An 18,254-nucleotide genomic window follows, 5' to 3' on the forward strand; every position below is an offset into this window, starting at 1 on the left:
TTTTTATAACAAATCAGTATATCTTTTGATAAATAGTTTTTTCACAAACATCACCAGTGTGATGTAAAGTGCAACCAGACCAAACAGCATAAGGTAAAAGTAAGGATGTAAAGCTTGTAACTGTAAAGTTGCGTTCACGCCTGGCACATAGGGGGCAACAACAACTATTGTTAAAACGCAAGCTGTCATTATCATTAACATTGGCGCTGGTTTTGATTGGAAGAACGGAATTTTTTCGGTACGAATAAAGTGAATTACCAAAGCTTGGGTTCACATTGATAAGACAAACCAACCTGTTCTAAATAGAGTTTGAAACTCAGCTTGTGAAGCGTGCGGATAAAGGTAAGGTAAAAAGACAAATTTTAATAATAAGAAAGTTGTAATGTCAATAATGCTTGAAATTGGTCCAAACCACAGCATAAATTTGAGCACGCTCTTGGAGTTCCATTTCCGCGGTTTTGTAATAAACTTCCGGTCAACTTTGTCTCATGGAATCACGCTGCATGATAAATCGTAAATTAAGTTTAAGAAGAGAATTTGGACAGCTAACATTGGCGTAAAACCCAATAATAAAGACGCAAACAAAATACTAATAATATTACCGAAGTTACTACTAATTGTCATTTTGATGTACTTGTTCATATTAGTGTAAGTTTTGCGACCTTCAATAATACCGGTAGCAAGCACATTTAAATCTTTTTCCAGCAAAATGATGCTTGCAGTTTCTTTAGCAATGTCTACTGCGGTATCAACTGAAATCGAAACATCAGCTACTTTCATTGCGGGTGCATCGTTAATTCCATCACCCATATAGCCTACAACATGACCATTGTGGCGTAAAGCGGTAATGATGCGAGCCTTTTGGTCAGGCGAAAGTTTTGCATATATGTCGTATTCGTTTACCACTGCGCGCAAGGCCTCGTCGTCAAGTGTAAGTAAATCTTTACCAAGCATAACTTTGTCAGCAGGGATTCCAACTTTTGAACAAATTGATTTGGTAACACGGGCGTTATCACCGGTTAAAATTTTGACATTGACACCAAGTTCGTGTAAGTTTTTAATTGCGGAAGCAGTTGACTCTTTTGGTGGGTCGAGAAAAGCAAGATAACCAATTAGGATCATTTGTGTTTCATCGTTGATACCAAAGTTATCATTTTTGTAAGCAGCGTCTTTTTTGGCAATTGCAATTACCCGCATACCTTGGTCGTTGAGATTATCCACATGTTTAAGTACGTTGTCGATGTGAGTTTGCGAAAGTTCTTGAATTTGCCCATCATATTCGATGTGCGAGCAAATGTGCAAAATTTCTTCAACAGCACCTTTAGCAATTAATTCACTTGTGCCAGTAATTTTATTTTTTACTACTACTGACATTCTTTTCCGTTGGAAATCAAAAGGAATTTCATCAACTTTTTGATATTGTTCTTCGAGTTCATGCAACTCGTTATGTAAGTAAGAGAGTTCTTCAGTGCGAGAAATAATCGAAAGATCTAATAAGTTTTTTAACCCAGTTTGATAGTGACTATTTAAGAAAGCGTGTTTGAGGACATTCACATCTTCTTGTCCTTTAACATCAAGGTGTCGTTCAAGCACCACTTGGTCCATTGTCAAGGTACCAGTTTTGTCAGTACAGAAAACATCCATCGCTCCAAAATTCTGAATTGAATTAAGATTCTTGACAATAGTTTGTTTTTTTGACATTGACATTGCACCTTTTGCCAAGGTACTAGTAACAATCATTGGCAACATTTCAGGCGTAAGTCCAACTGCAACAGAGATTGCAAAGAGTAAGGCTTCAAACCAAGTTTTACCGTTTTTGAAATCACCTCTAAGTCCTGTAATTACAAAGACTAGTGGTACTACTACTAACATAATTCTAATTAAAAGTCATGAAACTGCTTTGATACCTTTTTCAAAATCAGTTTTCACAGCCTTTTCATTGACTTTTTGTGCAATTTGTCCTAAATAAGTATTATTTCCAGTTGCCAGAGCAATCGCGCGTGCCGAACCAGAGATCACATTAGAACCCATAAAAGCTAAATTGGTTAAGTCTGTAACATTGGCAGCTTCTTTAGTGTTTTTTGCAAATTTTTCAATCGCATCACTTTCGCCAGTTAAAGAAGACTGCGACACAAATAAATCTTTAGCACTTAAGATTTTAACGTCAGCTGGAATAATATCACCTGCTGCCAAAATGATAATGTCGCCTACTACAACTTCTTCCAGTGGAATTTCGTAAAAAATACCGTTTCGTTCCACTCGAGTAGTTGTTTGCACCATTTTCACGAGTTTTTCGGCACTAGCAGCTGACCTGGTATCGTTGACTATGTTTAAAATACCACTAATAAGCACCATAATGAGAATAATGCACATAGTTACTGGTTCTGGTTTTTGACTTTGACTCAAAGGAATAATAATGTCAGTTACTAGTGAGATAAGTGCTAAAACTAACAAGATGATGGCAAAAGGATTGATAAATGCATAAATAATGCGCTTCAACATTGAATTTTTGCTCTTTTTGGAAATTTTATTTGCGCCAAATGTGTTTCGATTGTGAATAATTTGTTCTTCAGTAGTAATACCTTTGTTTGAAGAGAAGAACTGGCCAAAAATAACATCATTGCTTTGGTTAGAAAGATTCATCAACAAAGCTTTAGTGTTATTTTGTGTGGCAACTTTGTTCGTTTTCACTGCTTTTTTAGCCATATGTCCTCCTTTCTAATAATGATCATAAATACGTTGGTGGTTAATTTTATTTTTTTGTCGATAAGCTTCAAGGATTTCGTTTTCACTAAAGTTTAAAAGTTGCGCAAAACCAAGTACTAATTCATATAAATGATGAATGTTTGTTTTGGTAAGCTGACTGAAAGTTTGTGTAATTAATTGCGAAACTGCACAAAATTGATCGTCAAGTTGTTGTGATGGTACTACGTACGGGTTAATTTCAGCAGACACACCAGTTTTGTAACTTAAAGTTGTTAAAAAATGTAACACATCAGCTAATTCTTCAAGCGCTTTGCTGCGATCAAGATGTTTTTGTGCCTTTCAATATTTGAAAAAACTAACTTCGTTAGCCAATTCACATCATTCAACCAATAAGGCAATGCAAATTTGCCGATTTTGAATTGGTTTGCTGGCAAAATTTAAGTCCGAACGCTTGGCAATTTGTTCATCTAAATTCTGTTGCAGTGTGAAAATTTCCTTGAGATTCATAAATGAATTATAACAAAACAGACTTGTGCATACTGTTGTAAATAAAAAGAACAGAACGCAAGTTTCTGTTCAATTAATCAAGTCCATTTTTGTTTTTGAAAATTAATTTTAGTGGGCAACCAGTAAAGTCTAAAACTTTACGTATTTCGTTTTCTAAATGTCGTTGGTAACTAAAGTGTAAAAATTTTTTATTGTTCACAAAGAACACAAAAGTCGGGATTTTATCTGCTTGTTTGCGAACAAAGTAAATGTTAAGTCGACCACCATTGTAAGGGGCAGCTGGTTGTACCATTTGTGTTTCGCGAATAAAGTTTGAGAGCACTGATGGTTTCACATCGCGTTCTAAATTTGTTTTGACTTGTAAAATTAAATTAATTAGTTTATCAAGTCGTTGGTTATTTTTGACTGAAACAAACACAATTGGAACTCACGGTACAAAGTGAAAACGATTGCGAAGCATTTTTTCAAAGTTTGCCATTGTGTTAGTTTCTTTGGTGATTAAGTCTCACTTATTGACTACTATAATAATTGGTTTTTGGTTTTCTAGGGCATAACCAATAATACGTGCATCAAAGTGAGAAAGCTCTTGTGTCGAATCAATCATAATTAAAGAAAGATTTGACTCATCAAGTGAACTAATGGCACGCATTAAAGCATATTTTTCGACGTTATCTTCAATTTTACTTTTGCGCGTGATTCCGGCTGTATCAATAATTTCAAATTTTTGTCCGTGGATGATAACTAAACTTTTAACACTATCACGAGTTGTGCCGGCAATATCAGAAACAATTGAACGATTTTCGTTAACTAAGCGGTTTAACAAAGAACTCTTACCCGCATTTGGCCGTCCAATAATTGAAAGTTTAAAACGACTTTCTGTGTGAATATCATCAAGGTTAAGGTGTTTTAAACATTCATCAAGCACATCGCCAACACCTTGCCCGTGCTGAGCGGAGATTCTAAAAATTTGTTCTACACCCAAAGCGTATCACCCATAATTAAAATCATCATTGTTATCTAATTTATTGGCAACTACAACCACTGGTTTGTTTGCTTTCCGAAGTTTGCTCAAAATCATTTGGTCATCGTTAGTAATTTCACTTGTGCCGTCAACCATAAAAATAATCACATTGGCTTCTTCAATGGCAATTTCCGCTTGCGTGCGAATTTGTTCTTGGAATGGTTTATTGTCTACTTCGATACCACCTGTGTCAATTAATCTAACTTCATGTCCGTTTCACGAAAAATTTTCATAAAGACGATCCCGCGTTACACCTGGTCGATCGTAAGTAATTGATGCTTTTTTACCAACAAGCCTATTAAATAGAGTGCTTTTGCCAACATTGGGTTTACCAATAATTGCAATCACATTATTTCGCATCGTTAACCTTGCTTTCTACAATTTCAATAATTTTGTTGAGTACAGCTTCAAAATTCATTTCAGTACAGTCAATTTCAATGGCATCTTCAACTTTGTGTAGAGGATCAGTTGCGCGGTGTGAGTCTTGATAATCTCTTTGCTTAACTTCTTCGTAAACAGTTTGATAATCAGTGTTGTAACCTGATTCATAGTTTTGTTTAATTCTGCGTTTCGCACGTTCACTAGCTGAAGCAGTTAAAAAAATCTTAACTTCTGCATAAGGCATAATTCTAAAAGTTGTATCACGACCGTCCATAATATAACCTTTGTCATTTTTAGTGATGTGTTGAATACGATTGACAACAAATTCACGCACTAATTTGTAAGCAGCAATTTGTGACGCATACTTCGAAATTTGGTCTGCACGAATGGTGTTAGTAATATTTTCGCCGTCTAAGAAAATTTGTTCTTGGTTGTTAATTGTGATTGAATGCGGATTAAGAGTTTGCAAATTAGCTATAACTTCATTTTCGTCAGTTGGATCAATATTGTTTCTAAGTGAATAAAGTGCCACAGCGCGATAAAAACTACCTGTGTTAATAAAAATATAATTAAGCTTTTTAGCTAAAGCTTCTGAAACAGATGACTTTCCGGCACCAGAAGGCCCATCAATTGCAATATTAATTTTTTTCATTTAGTTACTCCTCGAGGGTTTTTTATATTTTAAATTATAAAAAATAAAGCGGATGCAAAATTGAACCAAAAAAGAGAAAGTTTAACCTCTTTTTAATATACTTTTATTATGCAATCAAAAAAAATTTTGACTATTGAAGATTCGTATGTTTCGCTTGATAATAACCAAATTTCTATACCCAAACTGGACATTTATGAAAATCAATTTTCAGGTATTTTATCTCTTGAAGATAAAAATTTAGTGTTAGGTAAAACTTTTCACAAATTTTTGCAAAATGAAGGTAATTTAATTACTTTTTATAACCACATTGATAATGGTTACTTGGTTGAAAAACAAACTAAAATTAACTTTAACAACGCTAAAATTTTGGAAAATTTAGCTTTTTTGTCATTAGATTCTAATTACCATTTAAGTAAAAATTTGCCTATTTTAAATAATATTGACCAGTTGTCAAAAACTGTGAATCAAACGAATTCTAATTCATTTGAAATTAACGAAACAATCCGCAGTCAAAAGTTTTTTGTTAAAAACATTTTAGGCCAATTAATGTTGGAACCTATAAATAAGTTAAAAACAGAATTAATGATGTTTAAACCAAATCTGGAAAAATTTGAATTTAATATTTCTCAAGCCTTACAATCAGTTAGCAAAAAAAGAATTGCCGAAGTTTGATATGAATTCAAAAACGAGCAAAAGGAATTTTTAACTAAAGTGATGACGCATATTTTTAGTGTTTTAAATGTTTTCTATATGTATTTCGACATAATTTTAAGTAAAACAAGAGACTTCTTAAATGAAGAAAAAATAACTGAACTGGAAAAAGAATTATTTTGAGTACAAAAACTAAATAAAGATGGTCAGAAAAAAATAGAACTAGAACTTAAAATCAGAGATGCTAAATCGAAAATTTTTGAGTTAGAAAAAATTTTGAAACTTTGAAATCAAGCGAGTTCTGAAAAATTAGACTACTTAATGAAATGATATTCGAAGAGTCTGTTGAATGATCTTGCTAGAATGTATCAATTCCCAAAAGACACAAAATCTTTTAAAACTTTATACAAATTAGCAACTGTAAAAGAAGCATTATTAAAATCATTTACTAAAGTTGATCGCAGTTTGTTAGTTGGACCAATAGAAGTTGATGACATTGAAAAACTAAAAGAAGATTTAGATATGCAAATCAAGTTTTTCATTGCTAATAATTTGTCAACTGTTTCTTTAAACTCATCATTGAATTTTGAAGCAGATGTTAAAAAAATAGTAAAAAATAATTTTTCTATTTCTTTATATGGCTTTTTAACAAGCTGAAAAGTTATTACTGAGGAAATCAAAGATCAAGTAATAACAGCAAAAAAAGAAATAAAAAATATACAATCACATTTTGTAGATAACTCTATAACAAACGACTATTCGCCAAAAGTTCGTGAACTTAGCATTAAAATTTCTGAGTTAAAAGCTGAACGAGAATTTCTAGTAAATTCAGCTCAAGAAAGATACCGAAAATTTTCTAAAGAAAACAAACAATTTCTATTGGACTTTGATAACTTAGGTTACCTTTTTAAAGAACCAAAACAAAGACTGAACATAATTTTAAATCGATTAAAAACTCAATATGAACATTGCCAAACTCCTTTTGAAACTTTGAATAATAAGAGTTTGTCAGACGTGATTCAAGAAAATAATGAATACATCGAAAGTGTCAGTTTACTTTTTAACTGATTAGTTTTACTGCGTGATTTTGTCACACAAGAAACAGACTTAACAATTGATCAACAAATTCAACTTAGACAACTGTTTTTACTCTCAAAAATTACGTCAACTTCAGGAATTGAACCTATTAAATTTATTACACCATTTTACCAATTAGACTATATTGGCGCCCTAAACATCGACTTTAGTTCGATTTTAATTGAGAAAAAGAAAATCGTTTTTATTATTGATTCAGCACCAGATACATTTTTTAATGAGAAGAAAACTTTTTTAAATGCGTTTGCTAAAAAACTTACTGACGCAGGAATGAGTTGCATTTTCATTTCAAATGATACTTATTTAATGAAACACTTAAATTTATCTGAACTTTACGTTTTTGTCGATCAAAAAGAAATTGAATTTGGCAATTATGAAACTTTAATTTCAAATCCATTTAACCCCTGATTAAGATATCCAAGTTTAAAAAATATAAAAAATAGTAAGGATTTATTGCATAGTTTTGCTGATGATTATTTGTTCTATGATATTTATGAAGTTAACGACGACCAGTATGTTATAGGTAATTTAGCAAACTTCAAAGTTTGAAACAAAAAAATTAAAACTGATCAAATTGACTTTACTCTAAGCGATGATACTAAAGACACAAACACTGAGAATATCGACAACAATTTAGAAAACCCTTTTAACGAAACAATGTTTATGATTGCAGACTTGCACAATTCGGAATATGAATTTAATTACAACTGATTAGATTGAACCACAAATTTTGCTAAGCAGTGAGAAGCACATAATAGTTTAGAGGTTAAAACTAAAGAAGCTGAAAGTACTGAAATTTTGCAAGATATCTATTAAATTAAAGGCTAATTATGCCGTTTTCAAATGAAAATGTATATAATTTTTATACATTTTTTTTATTTTTTAGTAAAATAATCACTTTTTTGATTGGACACCGTTATGATTGACAAAATATATAAACCACAAACTATTGAACCAGCAACAAGTGCAAAACGAAGTCGAAACAAAGTTTATTCGCAGCACGACCATACCAAACCACCTTTCACAATTCTTTTACCTCCCCCTAATGTAACTGGGATGTTGCACATTGGTCACGCAATTGATACATATTTACAGGACACCATTATTAGATTCAAACGTTTTGATGGGTTTGATACTTTTTATGTTGCCGGAATGGATCATGCCGGAATTGCAACACAAAGTAAAGTTGAGAGTGTGCTTTACCAGACACAAGGTCTAACGCGTCACGATTTAGGTCGTGAAAAGTTTCTTGCGAAAGTTTGAGAATGAAAAGAAGAATACGCACAAAAATTTAGACAACAATGAGCTGCCCTTGGACTTGCCCTTGACTACGACAAGGAAAGATTTACCTTGGACGAAAAATCAAACCAAGCAGTAAACAAAGCTTTTATCGAACTTTACAACAAAGGTTTGATTTATCGTGATGTCAAAGCAATTAACTGAGATCCAGTACTTAAAACTGCGGTTTCGAACATAGAAGTTTACACGGAAACTACTAAACAAGAAATGTTATATATCAAGTATCCAATTAAAGATAGTAACGAGTTTGTAGTAATTGCCACCGTACGACCAGAAACTATGTTGAGTGATGTTGCTGTTGTGTACAATCCAACTGATACTAGATACAACCACAAAAAATGAACAATCATTCATCCGTTAACTGGCAAAGAATTGCCAATGATTGCTGATAAATACGTTGACCCTAAATTTGGCACCGGTCTAATGAAATTATCAGCGCACGCGGAAGCTGATGTTGAAATTATGCAAAAGCATAACTTGCCAATCAACGAAACTATTGATCAAGACGGCAAGATTAACTGCCCTGATTCACCTTTCCACGGTCTTGATCGTTTTGTGGCACGGCAAACTATGAAAGAACACTTACAAAAACACGGTTTTATTGAAAAAATTCGCAAAGTTAATTCGCAAGTGGGGCACTCAGAACGGTCAAAAACTCCAATTGAAGTTTTAGTGATGCCACAATGATTTGTCAAAATGGATGTGCTTTCGAAAAACTTAATTAAACATTTACGTGGCAAAAACGGCGTGAAATTCATTCCACCTCGTTTTAAAAACGTGTTGCAAAAGTGAATGGAAAATGTCCACGACTGAAACATTTCTCGGCAACTTTGGTGAGGCCACCGCATTCCTGCTTGATACAAGGATAATGAAATCAAAGTCCAAGTTGAAAGTCCTGGTGCAGGCTGAACCCAAGATCCAGATGTACTTGATACGTGATTTAGTTCTGGTTTAGCGCCATTTTCGTTCTTAGGTTGACCAGAGCAAAGTGCTGACTTACAACGTTACTATCCAGCTTCATTACTAGTTACAGGTTACGATATTATTTTCTTTTGAGTAGCACGCATGTATTTCTTTGGATTAGAATTTACTGACCAAGCACCTTTTGAAAATGTGTTAATTCATGGTTTAGTGCGTGATGAAAATGGTCGCAAAATGTCTAAGTCGCTTAATAACGGTGTTGATCCAATGGAAGTAATTGCTGAGTATGGTTCTGATGCGTTGCGTTGGTATTTAATTACTAATTCTACTGCGGGATTAGACCTTAATTTTTCAATGGAAGGTGTCAAACGCGGTTTTGCTTTGTGCAACAAGCTATGAAATATTGCACGTTTCATTCAACAATTAGATGAAAATTCAACCAAAAATGAAATTCAAGAACTTGCCGACACCTGAATTGACCGTAAAATTTCACACACTTACGAATTAGTAGAACGTTTAATGAAAAAATACGAATTCACTGTGATTGGTCGTAAACTTGAACGCTTTGTAATGCAAGATTTTTCTTCGTGGTATGTTGAAATCCTAAAAGTTGGTTACAACAAAACCAAGTTACTAGCCACTTTTAAGAAATTATTAATTTTGTTACATCCATTTTTACCTTTTATTACTGATCACTTGTACCAAACAATGTATGGCGAAGAAATTACGGCAGTTACTTTCAAAACAGCTGGGATTGTGCGCAAGCATTCAGCAGGTGAAGCAACTTACCGTTTGTTTAACGACATTATTTCCACAGTCAAAGGTATTCGTGACTTTCGTGAAAAATTCAACTTAAGTAAAAATACAGTGATTCAATATGATTTTTACTCACGAACACCAGATTTATATTCAATTAAGAACAACGAGATTGCAAAGAAAGTTTGTGCAAAATTAGCTAATGCTGAGTGAGTTCAAAATTCAGACTACTTGCATGCGAAGATTGAAGCTGAATACGATCCTGAAGAGGGTGGTTACGTGTACATTTTGTTAGATCGCCAAATGCGTGAACAGCAAATTAAACAACTTAAAAAATCGGTTGAACATCTCACTAACGAAATTCAACGGAGCAAACGACTTTTGAGTAACAACAACTTTTTACTTAAAGCTCCTAAAAAACTAATTCACGCTGAGCAACGTAAAATCGAATATAACAGTGACCAACTTGAGTACGTCAAAGAAAATCTTGAGCAAGCTCTCAGTAACTATGAAACTCAACTAGCAACAGAATCCAAACCAAAGGAAAAATAAAAATGCAAATCTATAAAAGCAAAGAAATTGTGGAAAAAATCACAAATGAACTGAGAGAACAATTCACGGTGCTAGCACATGATTTAGGTCGTAAACCACGACTTGCGATCATTCAAGTTGGCGAACATGAAGCATCTGCTAAATACATTCAGAAAAAAATGCAAAAAGCAACTGAAGTAAATGTTGAAGCCAAACTCTATCACTTCCCAGTTGAAATTACTAAACGAGACTTGCTCAAAGCAATCGACGAAATTAATGAAGAAGCAGATGGCATTATTGTGCAACTCCCTTTACCAACTTCGCTACCAAGTCAAATTATTCTAGATTCAGTTCGCATTGAAAAAGATATTGACGGTTTAAGCAATCGTAACGAATTTAATTTTTATAACGACAAAACAAAATATTTTCACTCTACACCTGCCACTGCTTTAGCGGTGAAAGAACTTGTAAACTACTATAACATAGATGTAAAGGGCAAACGTGTTGGCGTTATTGGTCGTTCACATTTAGTGGGTAAACCAATTGCCCATATTATGAAACAAATGGGCGCAATTGTTTCAACTTATTCAAAAAAATCAACTATTAAAGGTATTGAAGTTTGTGATGTCATCGTTACTGGAGCTGGCGATCCTTTAATGCTCAAACGCGAACACATTAAAGAAGGCGCGATTATTATTGATGTTGGTGCCACTTACATTGAACAAGACGGTAAAAAAGTGTTGTTTGGCGACTTAGACACTACTGACCTCGAGGGTTGAGTGCAAGGTTATTCGCCAGCGCCAGGCGGCGTTGGACCTCTTACCGTGGTCTCGCTTTTCAAAAATTTAGTAGAAGCTATTAAACACAAAATCGGAATTTAATTTTTGATGTTAAAAAGTTACCTTGAAAACGTTTACTGAGGAAGTTAGCAAATATTAAAATTTAAAATTTGATTAAATAAAAAAATAACAGAACATTAAATGACAAGAAAAACAAATTCTTGTCTTTTTTGTTTTTATTGAATGTATAAATTTACAAAATATTCTGTTATTTTTTTTATTCATTTTTTAAAAGTGTTCTTTATAAGCAATATTATAAGTTTTTAAACGGAGATAAATATTATGAAATTGTTAAGAGACGAAAACATTAAATCAATTATTAAAATTATCAAAAGTAGAACTTCACTTGTTAGGTTTGCAAAAAGTGCATAGATCAACAAAAGGATGATATGTAAGAAAACTTCTTAACAAAACAAAACTTGATAATTTAGGATAATTTATGTTAGACCTCATTTTTAAAAAGCTTTTTCCAATTTACAGATTAATTTCGGAACAAATAAACACTCTTTGGCTTGACACATCTACAGATCACAAAACGAAATTCAACGAGAAATATTTTTTATTTTGTCGTAGAAAATTAAACTTTTACATAACAATTGTGGTGTTTATTGTAATTTTGTCTATTTCTTTATTCAGTATTTTTATCTGACTCGCAACAGAAAAAGAATATATTTTTTTTAAAAAAATAATTACGAGTGATTCGGCAAATTTACCAATAGGTTTAAAAGTAGTTTGCTATTTACCTGCATGCGTTTTCTTTTGCATTGGATTTTATTTTGGTTATTACCTAATTTTCTATCAATACAAGACTAAACTTCGTTTTCAATCTTGACAAGAAAACAACAAATTATTATCTGATCAAAATTTAGTGGAAAACAATTTTTCAAAAGATTACGATTCATCTATTCAAACAAATCTGACGGAAAAACATAAATTTATTTTGTTAAAAACGGATGAAGAATTTAAAGATTACGAAATGATGCCTTCAACAAAGCGATTTAAATACAATAACAAATTCTTCATTAAATCTGAAGACAACAAAAACGACTTATTTTATATGTTTCTAGTGTGCAATATTGAGAAATTAGTTGTTGATGGCAAAAAAGCAACTTTAGAAATGTTTAGAGAAGAAGCTATTAAATATTTAGATTTAAAGTTGAATTAGCTTGATAGTAAAAAACAAAAAAAGAATTGAGGAAGTTTTGATTATTGCGGATGTATTTGCTTGAGTTTTAAAGACATTCTGTCCATTTTTAACGTTAATTTTAGGACAAATTACATTTTTTTGATTAGAAACTTCAGTTGTAAAAAAAATAAAATTTAATGAAAAATACTTTACATTTGTTCGAAAAAAGTTAAAGTTTCATATGTTCATTGAGTTATTTCTGATAATTATATTTGGTATTTTCTGTAGTATTTTTATCTGGCTTTATATTGAAAAAAGAAATCTTTATTGTTTGTTAGCACTTTTTTTGGTATTCTTTGACTTTGTACTGTCGGTATATTTTTTGAACTATGTATTGCAAAAGTACGTTTTCAAGTTTGGCAAGAAAATAACAAATTACTACCAGACGAAAATTTAGTAGAAAATAATTTTTCAAAAAACTACGATCAATCAATTCAAATAAGTTTTATGGAAAAACATAAATTCTGTTTTATTGGTAAAAGAAGAGATGAAAATAAAGACGAAGAATTTAACAAATTTGAAATCCAACCAGTGGAATATTTTTGTTTCGATAATCAATTTTTCATTGATTCAGATGAAAACAAAAGTGAATTATTTTATTTGTTTTTAGTGTCTGATTTTGACAATGTGTTTATTGATAATAAGAAAGTAAATTTAGAAATGTTCACTAGAGATGCCATTAAATATTTGGATCTCAAATTTGATTAAAACATTAAAAAATGATTGTTTAATAGCAGTCATTTTTCTTTAAAAAGCAAGACTTTTTTGGTACTTTCTTTTCTTTCTAAAATGTGCTTTTGTATTAAAATATAAGCAATTTATAATAAGTGAGTATTTTATTACTAATTTTAAAGCATACCTTGTTTTTGAATATATCTATATTATAGTAATATTCGCAAAATTGTGATTATGCAAAACGACGAAGGAGACAAAATGTCATTTATTAATTTAGTAACTAAAAAAGTTAATGAATTACCTAAGACCAAAATCGTTTTAATTGACGGTGCTGATCCTAGAGCAATTGATGCAGCTAAACAATTGGCAGCTTATAAAAATTTAGAAGTTTCTTTACTTGTTGAAACAGACAAAGATGTTTTAAGCAATCAATTTATCAATATTTTTGCAGATCAAAGCAAACTTAAAGCTTTAGCTAACGACTACAAAGAATTGAGAAACAAAAAAGATGCTGAAAAAGGTAAACCAGCTTCTGAAAGTGATGAAAGCGCATTACAAGCATTATCAACTCGTCCATTTTATGCGATGATGCTTTTACTAAACGGTGAAGTAGATGCTGTGGTAGGTGGTTTGAATTATTCAACAGCTGATATTTTACGAGCAGCATTCAAAACCGTGGGTCCAAAACCGGGAGTTAAAACTATTTCATCAGTTATGATTATGCACCAAGATGAAAAACTTGCTTTCTTTAGTGATATTTCAGTAAATCCTGACCCTACTAAAGAAATGTTGGTTGATATCGCAACAAACGCAGCAGCTTTTGTGAAATCATTTGACATTGATCCTAAAATTGCATTCCTTTCATTTTCAACAAACTATAGCGCAAAAACCCCAAGAACTGAATTGGTGCACGAAGCAACTTTTGACTTCAACGCTAAGTACAATGGTACAAAGGCAATCGGTGAAGTTCAACTTGATGCTGCGCTTGATTTAGGCGTACGTGCTTCAAAATACAAAATGGAATCATTTAATGAACCTGCTAACACATTAATTTTTCCAAACCTTGAAGCAGGTAACATTGGTTACAAATTAGTACAACGTTATGCCGGTTATGGCGCAATTGGTCCTATCATCACTGGAGTAAACAAACCAGTTAACGACCTTTCACGTGGTGCCAAAACCCAAGATGTTGTGGAAACTGTTTTAATAACAGCTATTCAAGCACACAACTAAAATCTAAATTTTTAAATTTTTGGACTTTTGATGTTCAAAAATTTTACATTTTCTTAAATTTGAATATTTTGAAAGAGGAATTTATGAGTAGAAAAATCTTAGTAGTTAATGCAGGTAGTAGTTCAATTAAATTACAACTTTTTGAAAAAGATACTTTGCAACCAATTGCTTCAGGATTAACAGAAAGAATTACTTTACCAGACGGAATTATTAGAATTAAGTTCGCTGGTAAAGTTTATGAAGAATTTCCAGCTTTACCAAATCACGCAGTTGCGGTAGCTAAAACCTTAGCTTTAATGAAAAAAATCAACTTAATTGCTCGTCCAGAAGAAATTGAAGTTGTTGGTTTTAGAGTTGTGCATGGTGGCACTTACTTCAAAGAAAGTATTGTTTTGAATGATGATGCCATTGAAAAAATTGAAAAATGTGTAGTTTATGCACCATTGCACAACCCAGGAGCATTACAAGCAATTCGTGCGTTCCAACAAGAAATGCCTAAAGCAGTTTTAACTGCTACTTTTGACACTTCTTTCCACAACACCATTCCAGACATTAACGCGATTTACCCAATTCCTTTTGACCTTACCGAAAAACATAAAATTCGTAAGTATGGTTTTCACGGCATTAGCCACAACTTTATTAGAAACAAAGTTCGTGAACTTGTTGGCAAAGATAAGGTGAATGTAATTAACTTACACATTGGCTCAGGCGCAAGTATCTGCGTGATCAAAGATGGTGTTTCATTTGACACCTCAATGGGACTTACACCTTTAGCTGGTATTATGATGGGCACACGTTCAGGTGACATTGACCCTTCGATCATTCACTTTTTATGCAAAGAAGAAGGTTTAAGCGTTGGCGAAGTGACCGATTTACTTAACAAAAAATCAGGTTTACTTGGTGTGTCACAACTTTCAAACGATTCACGTGACATTTTAGCTGCTATTGCTCAAGGCAATAAACAAGCAAAATTTGCCAATGATCTTTATGTGCAAAAAATTGTTGATTACGTAGCAAATTACGCAAACAAACTTGAAAACAAAATTGACGCGATTGTCTTTACCGCAGGTGTAGGCGAAAATTCAAAAGAGTTACGTGAAGAAGTAATTAGCAAACTTCACTTTACTCACCTTGAATTAGACCCAGAAAAAAATGAAGAAAAATACACCGATTTCAAATTAATTTCAACACCTAACAGTAAGGTACCAATTTTTGCAATTAGAACCAATGAAGAATTACTAATTGCCCAATACGCGAAAGCGCTTGTTAACAAAAAATAATTCGTCTATTCAAAATGCCTAAAATCGCCCTTTTTCCAGGTTCATTTAATCCCATCCACGAAGGTCACTATGCCATCATCGACAAGGCATTAAAACTTTTTGACCAAGTGGTGGTATTAGTCTCGTTTAACCCAGACAAAAATAACCTTGATAACTTAGAAGAACGTTTTGCAACGGTGCAAGCTAAACTTACTCATTATGGTGATAAAGTTGTTGTGCTGCAAAACAAAAATCAGCTCACAGCTGATGTTGCCAGAAACCTTGGCATAGAATTCATCTTACGTTCCGCGCGTAATGACACAGATTATAGTTATGAACTTGAGTTAGCTGCCGGGAATAAAGCAGTTAACCCTAACTTAGAAACCATTTTAATCATTCCAGATTACGATTCGATCAATTATTCATCAACACTGATACGTCATAAGAAGAAATTAGGATTGCTTTAATGTGAAAATTTGAAAAATCAACCAATTCAGCCGAGAATTTTCTCCGTAGGCCTGGTGTGCAAGTTTGTTTTTGAGGCCGTTCTAATGTTGGTAAAAGCTCACTGCTCAATGCCCTTGTTGGGCAGAACTTAGCTTTTGTGTCAAAAACACCTGGGCGGACACAGTTAATTAATTATTTTAGTGATCACAACGGGAAGCTCTTAGTCGACTTGCCAGGTTATGGCTTTGCGCAAATGAGCAAAAGCGCCAAAATCCAAATGATGCAAATGATCGAAACTTATTTAGCAGATCTTTCCATTCCTAAACACATCATTTTGCTCATTGATTCCCGACTTGGTTTTACTGAACTTGATGCCCAAGTGATTACCTTTTTGAACCACTTAAATTTACCAATTTCTCTAGTTTATACTAAAATAGATAAATTGAATCAATCGGCCAAACACAAATTAGTTACTTCCACTCCTGCAATGTTAGAACAAAACTTCTTATTGCCAACAACACCACAATTTTTTGTTTCCAGTCATAAGCCACATACTTTAAACAAATTGGTTCTGCACATTGAAAATTTACTTTACGAAAGTGAGAAATAGTTATGAAAAAACGTAAATTAGCTTGAGTTCCTGCTTCACTTATTGGTGTGGCTGCGTTTGCTACCATTGCAAGTATGAGCGTCGGTGTGAACAACCAAAAACACACAGTGAGTGCGAACGCAATTTTAGCGCAGTACAACTTCATTGGTACAGATATGCTTAGCAAAAAAGTTTTACCAAGCACATATTCTTACGCTTCTTATGACATTCCTCAAATTACCAAACCTACTGAACTCGACCCTAACTTAAAGTATTCTTCAAGTGAAGACAAAGCTTTTTGGTCAAACCAATTCAAAGTTTCCAATGCCGGCGGCCAAGTGAATCGAAATTCCCTTTTTGCCCTTGTGAGCGATGACAAGATTCCCCTTATTAATTACAGCAACAAATATCGCTTTTACTATCGTTCTTACGCCAACGATAAAACTAGAGAACTCTTCTTGCAAGTGAGTCTGGAATCAATTGATGTCGATGTCAAAGATACTGTGGCAGAACGGCAAGCACACTGAGCACAACGCACTTTTAAATTAGACGGTTTTGCTACTCTCTCTGAGCAAGAAGAAATTGAAAGACAAAAAGTACCACACTGGCCGGTCACAGCCACCTATGCTCTTAGTCCACTTTTCTCACCAGTAGTAAAAACAGATTTAACACTGCCAACAATGAATTCTGTGCAAGACTTTTATAACTACAAAGCCACCACGACTGTTGAAGGTCAGACAGTCGATAATTACTTGTTACCTCGTGTAGATATTGAGGCGACTGAGGAAAACAAAACAAAGATCGAAGAAAGCCACCAAAAATTTAAAAAATACTTTAACTTGAATAGCTCGCCTAGTTTTAATGCTAAGAAATTCCAATTGGACACCTCACGTGCGATTTGAGTTACTTACGATGAAGCGCGCCCCGACTATTTAACATTGCACTATTATCTTTATGAAGTGGTTCCAGTTGCAACTAGTGACAATTTAGATGCGACCACACATTACACTTTTACTCGTGAGCACACACAAAATATTTTCTTTAATCTTACTGAATTAAAAAATGTCTTAAACTCACAAGTTGAAATCGTTGCTTTTGAAGGTGCGGATTTAAGCAAAATCAATCCAACTAACCAAGAACAATTTCCATTCGTGAGTCAAATTCCAGCTGGTGACAAACACAAGAATACTTTACATGGATTTTACACTTACGTAGATCTTCGTTTCAAAGAGAATTTTGCAAATTCTAAAAAATACCAAATTAGTTATTCTACTGATACTTTTAGTGGTGCAACATTCAATCAAGTTTCTGGTTACCCACTTTATTCATATGATCCTAACACTGGTGAAGCTAAATTCAAAGTTATGATTCGCCCTTCTTCACAAAGTGATAGTACAGGTCTTATTTCGTATCAAACTACTATTACTGTTCGTGGTTTCGCAAAAGAAAACACAACACCAACATTATAAAAACTGTTAACTTTACTTTCAAAAATTCAAATAAAAA

Annotated in this window: 14 protein-coding genes; 10 read left to right on the forward strand and 4 right to left on the reverse strand. The window is 33.1% G+C overall.

The window, feature by feature from the left end:
- Positions 1-3: 3 nt before the first annotated feature.
- The 4 genes from mgtA to cmk form a co-directional block, all read right to left on the reverse strand.
- A complete protein-coding gene (mgtA, locus tag EXC55_RS02330; protein ID WP_129623069.1) occupies positions 4-2,706 on the reverse strand; it encodes a magnesium-translocating P-type ATPase in 2,703 nt (900 codons plus the stop codon).
- 12 nt (positions 2,707-2,718) lie between these two features.
- Positions 2,719-3,213, reverse strand: a complete 495-nt coding sequence (locus EXC55_RS02335; RefSeq protein WP_165001866.1) for a dUTP diphosphatase — start codon at positions 3,211-3,213, stop codon at positions 2,719-2,721.
- 73 nt (positions 3,214-3,286) lie between these two features.
- Complete coding sequence (gene der / locus EXC55_RS02340; RefSeq protein WP_129623071.1) at positions 3,287-4,594, reverse strand: ribosome biogenesis GTPase Der; 1,308 nt, start codon at positions 4,592-4,594, stop codon at positions 3,287-3,289.
- Complete coding sequence (gene cmk, locus EXC55_RS02345; RefSeq protein ID WP_129623072.1) at positions 4,584-5,267, reverse strand: (d)CMP kinase; 684 nt, start codon at positions 5,265-5,267, stop codon at positions 4,584-4,586. The genes der and cmk overlap by 11 nt, the downstream gene beginning before the upstream one ends.
- A 108-nt stretch (positions 5,268-5,375) precedes the next feature.
- Here cmk and EXC55_RS02350 point away from each other — a divergent pair, with 108 nt between their 5' ends.
- The 10 genes from EXC55_RS02350 to EXC55_RS02395 all read left to right on the forward strand — a co-directional run bounded on the left by EXC55_RS02350 (position 5,376) and on the right by EXC55_RS02395 (position 18,217).
- Positions 5,376-7,829: an MAG1360 family OppF-related protein gene (locus EXC55_RS02350; protein WP_129623073.1), complete on the forward strand. Its 2,454-nt coding sequence runs from the start codon at positions 5,376-5,378 to the stop codon at positions 7,827-7,829.
- A 102-nt stretch (positions 7,830-7,931) separates the two neighbouring features.
- Positions 7,932-10,541, forward strand: coding sequence for a valine--tRNA ligase (locus EXC55_RS02355; protein WP_129623074.1), 2,610 nt, complete (start codon positions 7,932-7,934; stop codon positions 10,539-10,541).
- Between the two features lie 2 nt (positions 10,542-10,543).
- The gene (locus tag EXC55_RS02360) at positions 10,544-11,401 is read left to right on the forward strand and encodes a bifunctional 5,10-methylenetetrahydrofolate dehydrogenase/5,10-methenyltetrahydrofolate cyclohydrolase (protein WP_129623075.1); all 858 of its coding nucleotides are present in this window, start codon (positions 10,544-10,546) and stop codon (positions 11,399-11,401) included.
- Between the two features lie 397 nt (positions 11,402-11,798).
- Positions 11,799-12,524 carry an MAG0920 family protein gene (locus tag EXC55_RS03380; protein ID WP_408634037.1) on the forward strand — a complete coding sequence of 242 codons (726 nt, stop codon included), beginning with the start codon at positions 11,799-11,801 and terminating at the stop codon, positions 12,522-12,524.
- Between the two features lie 288 nt (positions 12,525-12,812).
- On the forward strand, positions 12,813-13,253 hold the full coding sequence (locus EXC55_RS03385) for an MAG0920 family protein (protein WP_408634038.1): 441 nt from the start codon (positions 12,813-12,815) through the stop codon (positions 13,251-13,253).
- A 225-nt stretch (positions 13,254-13,478) separates the two neighbouring features.
- The gene (locus EXC55_RS02375; RefSeq protein ID WP_129623078.1) at positions 13,479-14,453 is read left to right on the forward strand and encodes a phosphotransacetylase; all 975 of its coding nucleotides are present in this window, start codon (positions 13,479-13,481) and stop codon (positions 14,451-14,453) included.
- Positions 14,454-14,536: 83 nt separating this feature from the next.
- Positions 14,537-15,733, forward strand: coding sequence for an acetate/propionate family kinase (locus tag EXC55_RS02380; RefSeq protein WP_129623079.1), 1,197 nt, complete (start codon positions 14,537-14,539; stop codon positions 15,731-15,733).
- Between the two features lie 14 nt (positions 15,734-15,747).
- Positions 15,748-16,179: a pantetheine-phosphate adenylyltransferase gene (gene coaD, locus EXC55_RS02385; protein ID WP_129623080.1), complete on the forward strand. Its 432-nt coding sequence runs from the start codon at positions 15,748-15,750 to the stop codon at positions 16,177-16,179.
- The gene (gene yihA / locus EXC55_RS02390) at positions 16,179-16,769 is read left to right on the forward strand and encodes a ribosome biogenesis GTP-binding protein YihA/YsxC (protein ID WP_129623081.1); all 591 of its coding nucleotides are present in this window, start codon (positions 16,179-16,181) and stop codon (positions 16,767-16,769) included. The genes coaD and yihA overlap by 1 nt, the downstream gene beginning before the upstream one ends.
- A gap of 2 nt (positions 16,770-16,771) precedes the next feature.
- A complete protein-coding gene (locus EXC55_RS02395) occupies positions 16,772-18,217 on the forward strand; it encodes an MAG1430 family protein (RefSeq protein WP_129623082.1) in 1,446 nt (481 codons plus the stop codon).
- Positions 18,218-18,254 lie beyond the last annotated feature (37 nt).

This window comes from Mycoplasmopsis columbinasalis, assembly GCF_900660705.1.
GTDB lineage: Bacteria > Bacillota_I > Bacilli_A > Mycoplasmatales > Metamycoplasmataceae > Mycoplasmopsis > Mycoplasmopsis columbinasalis.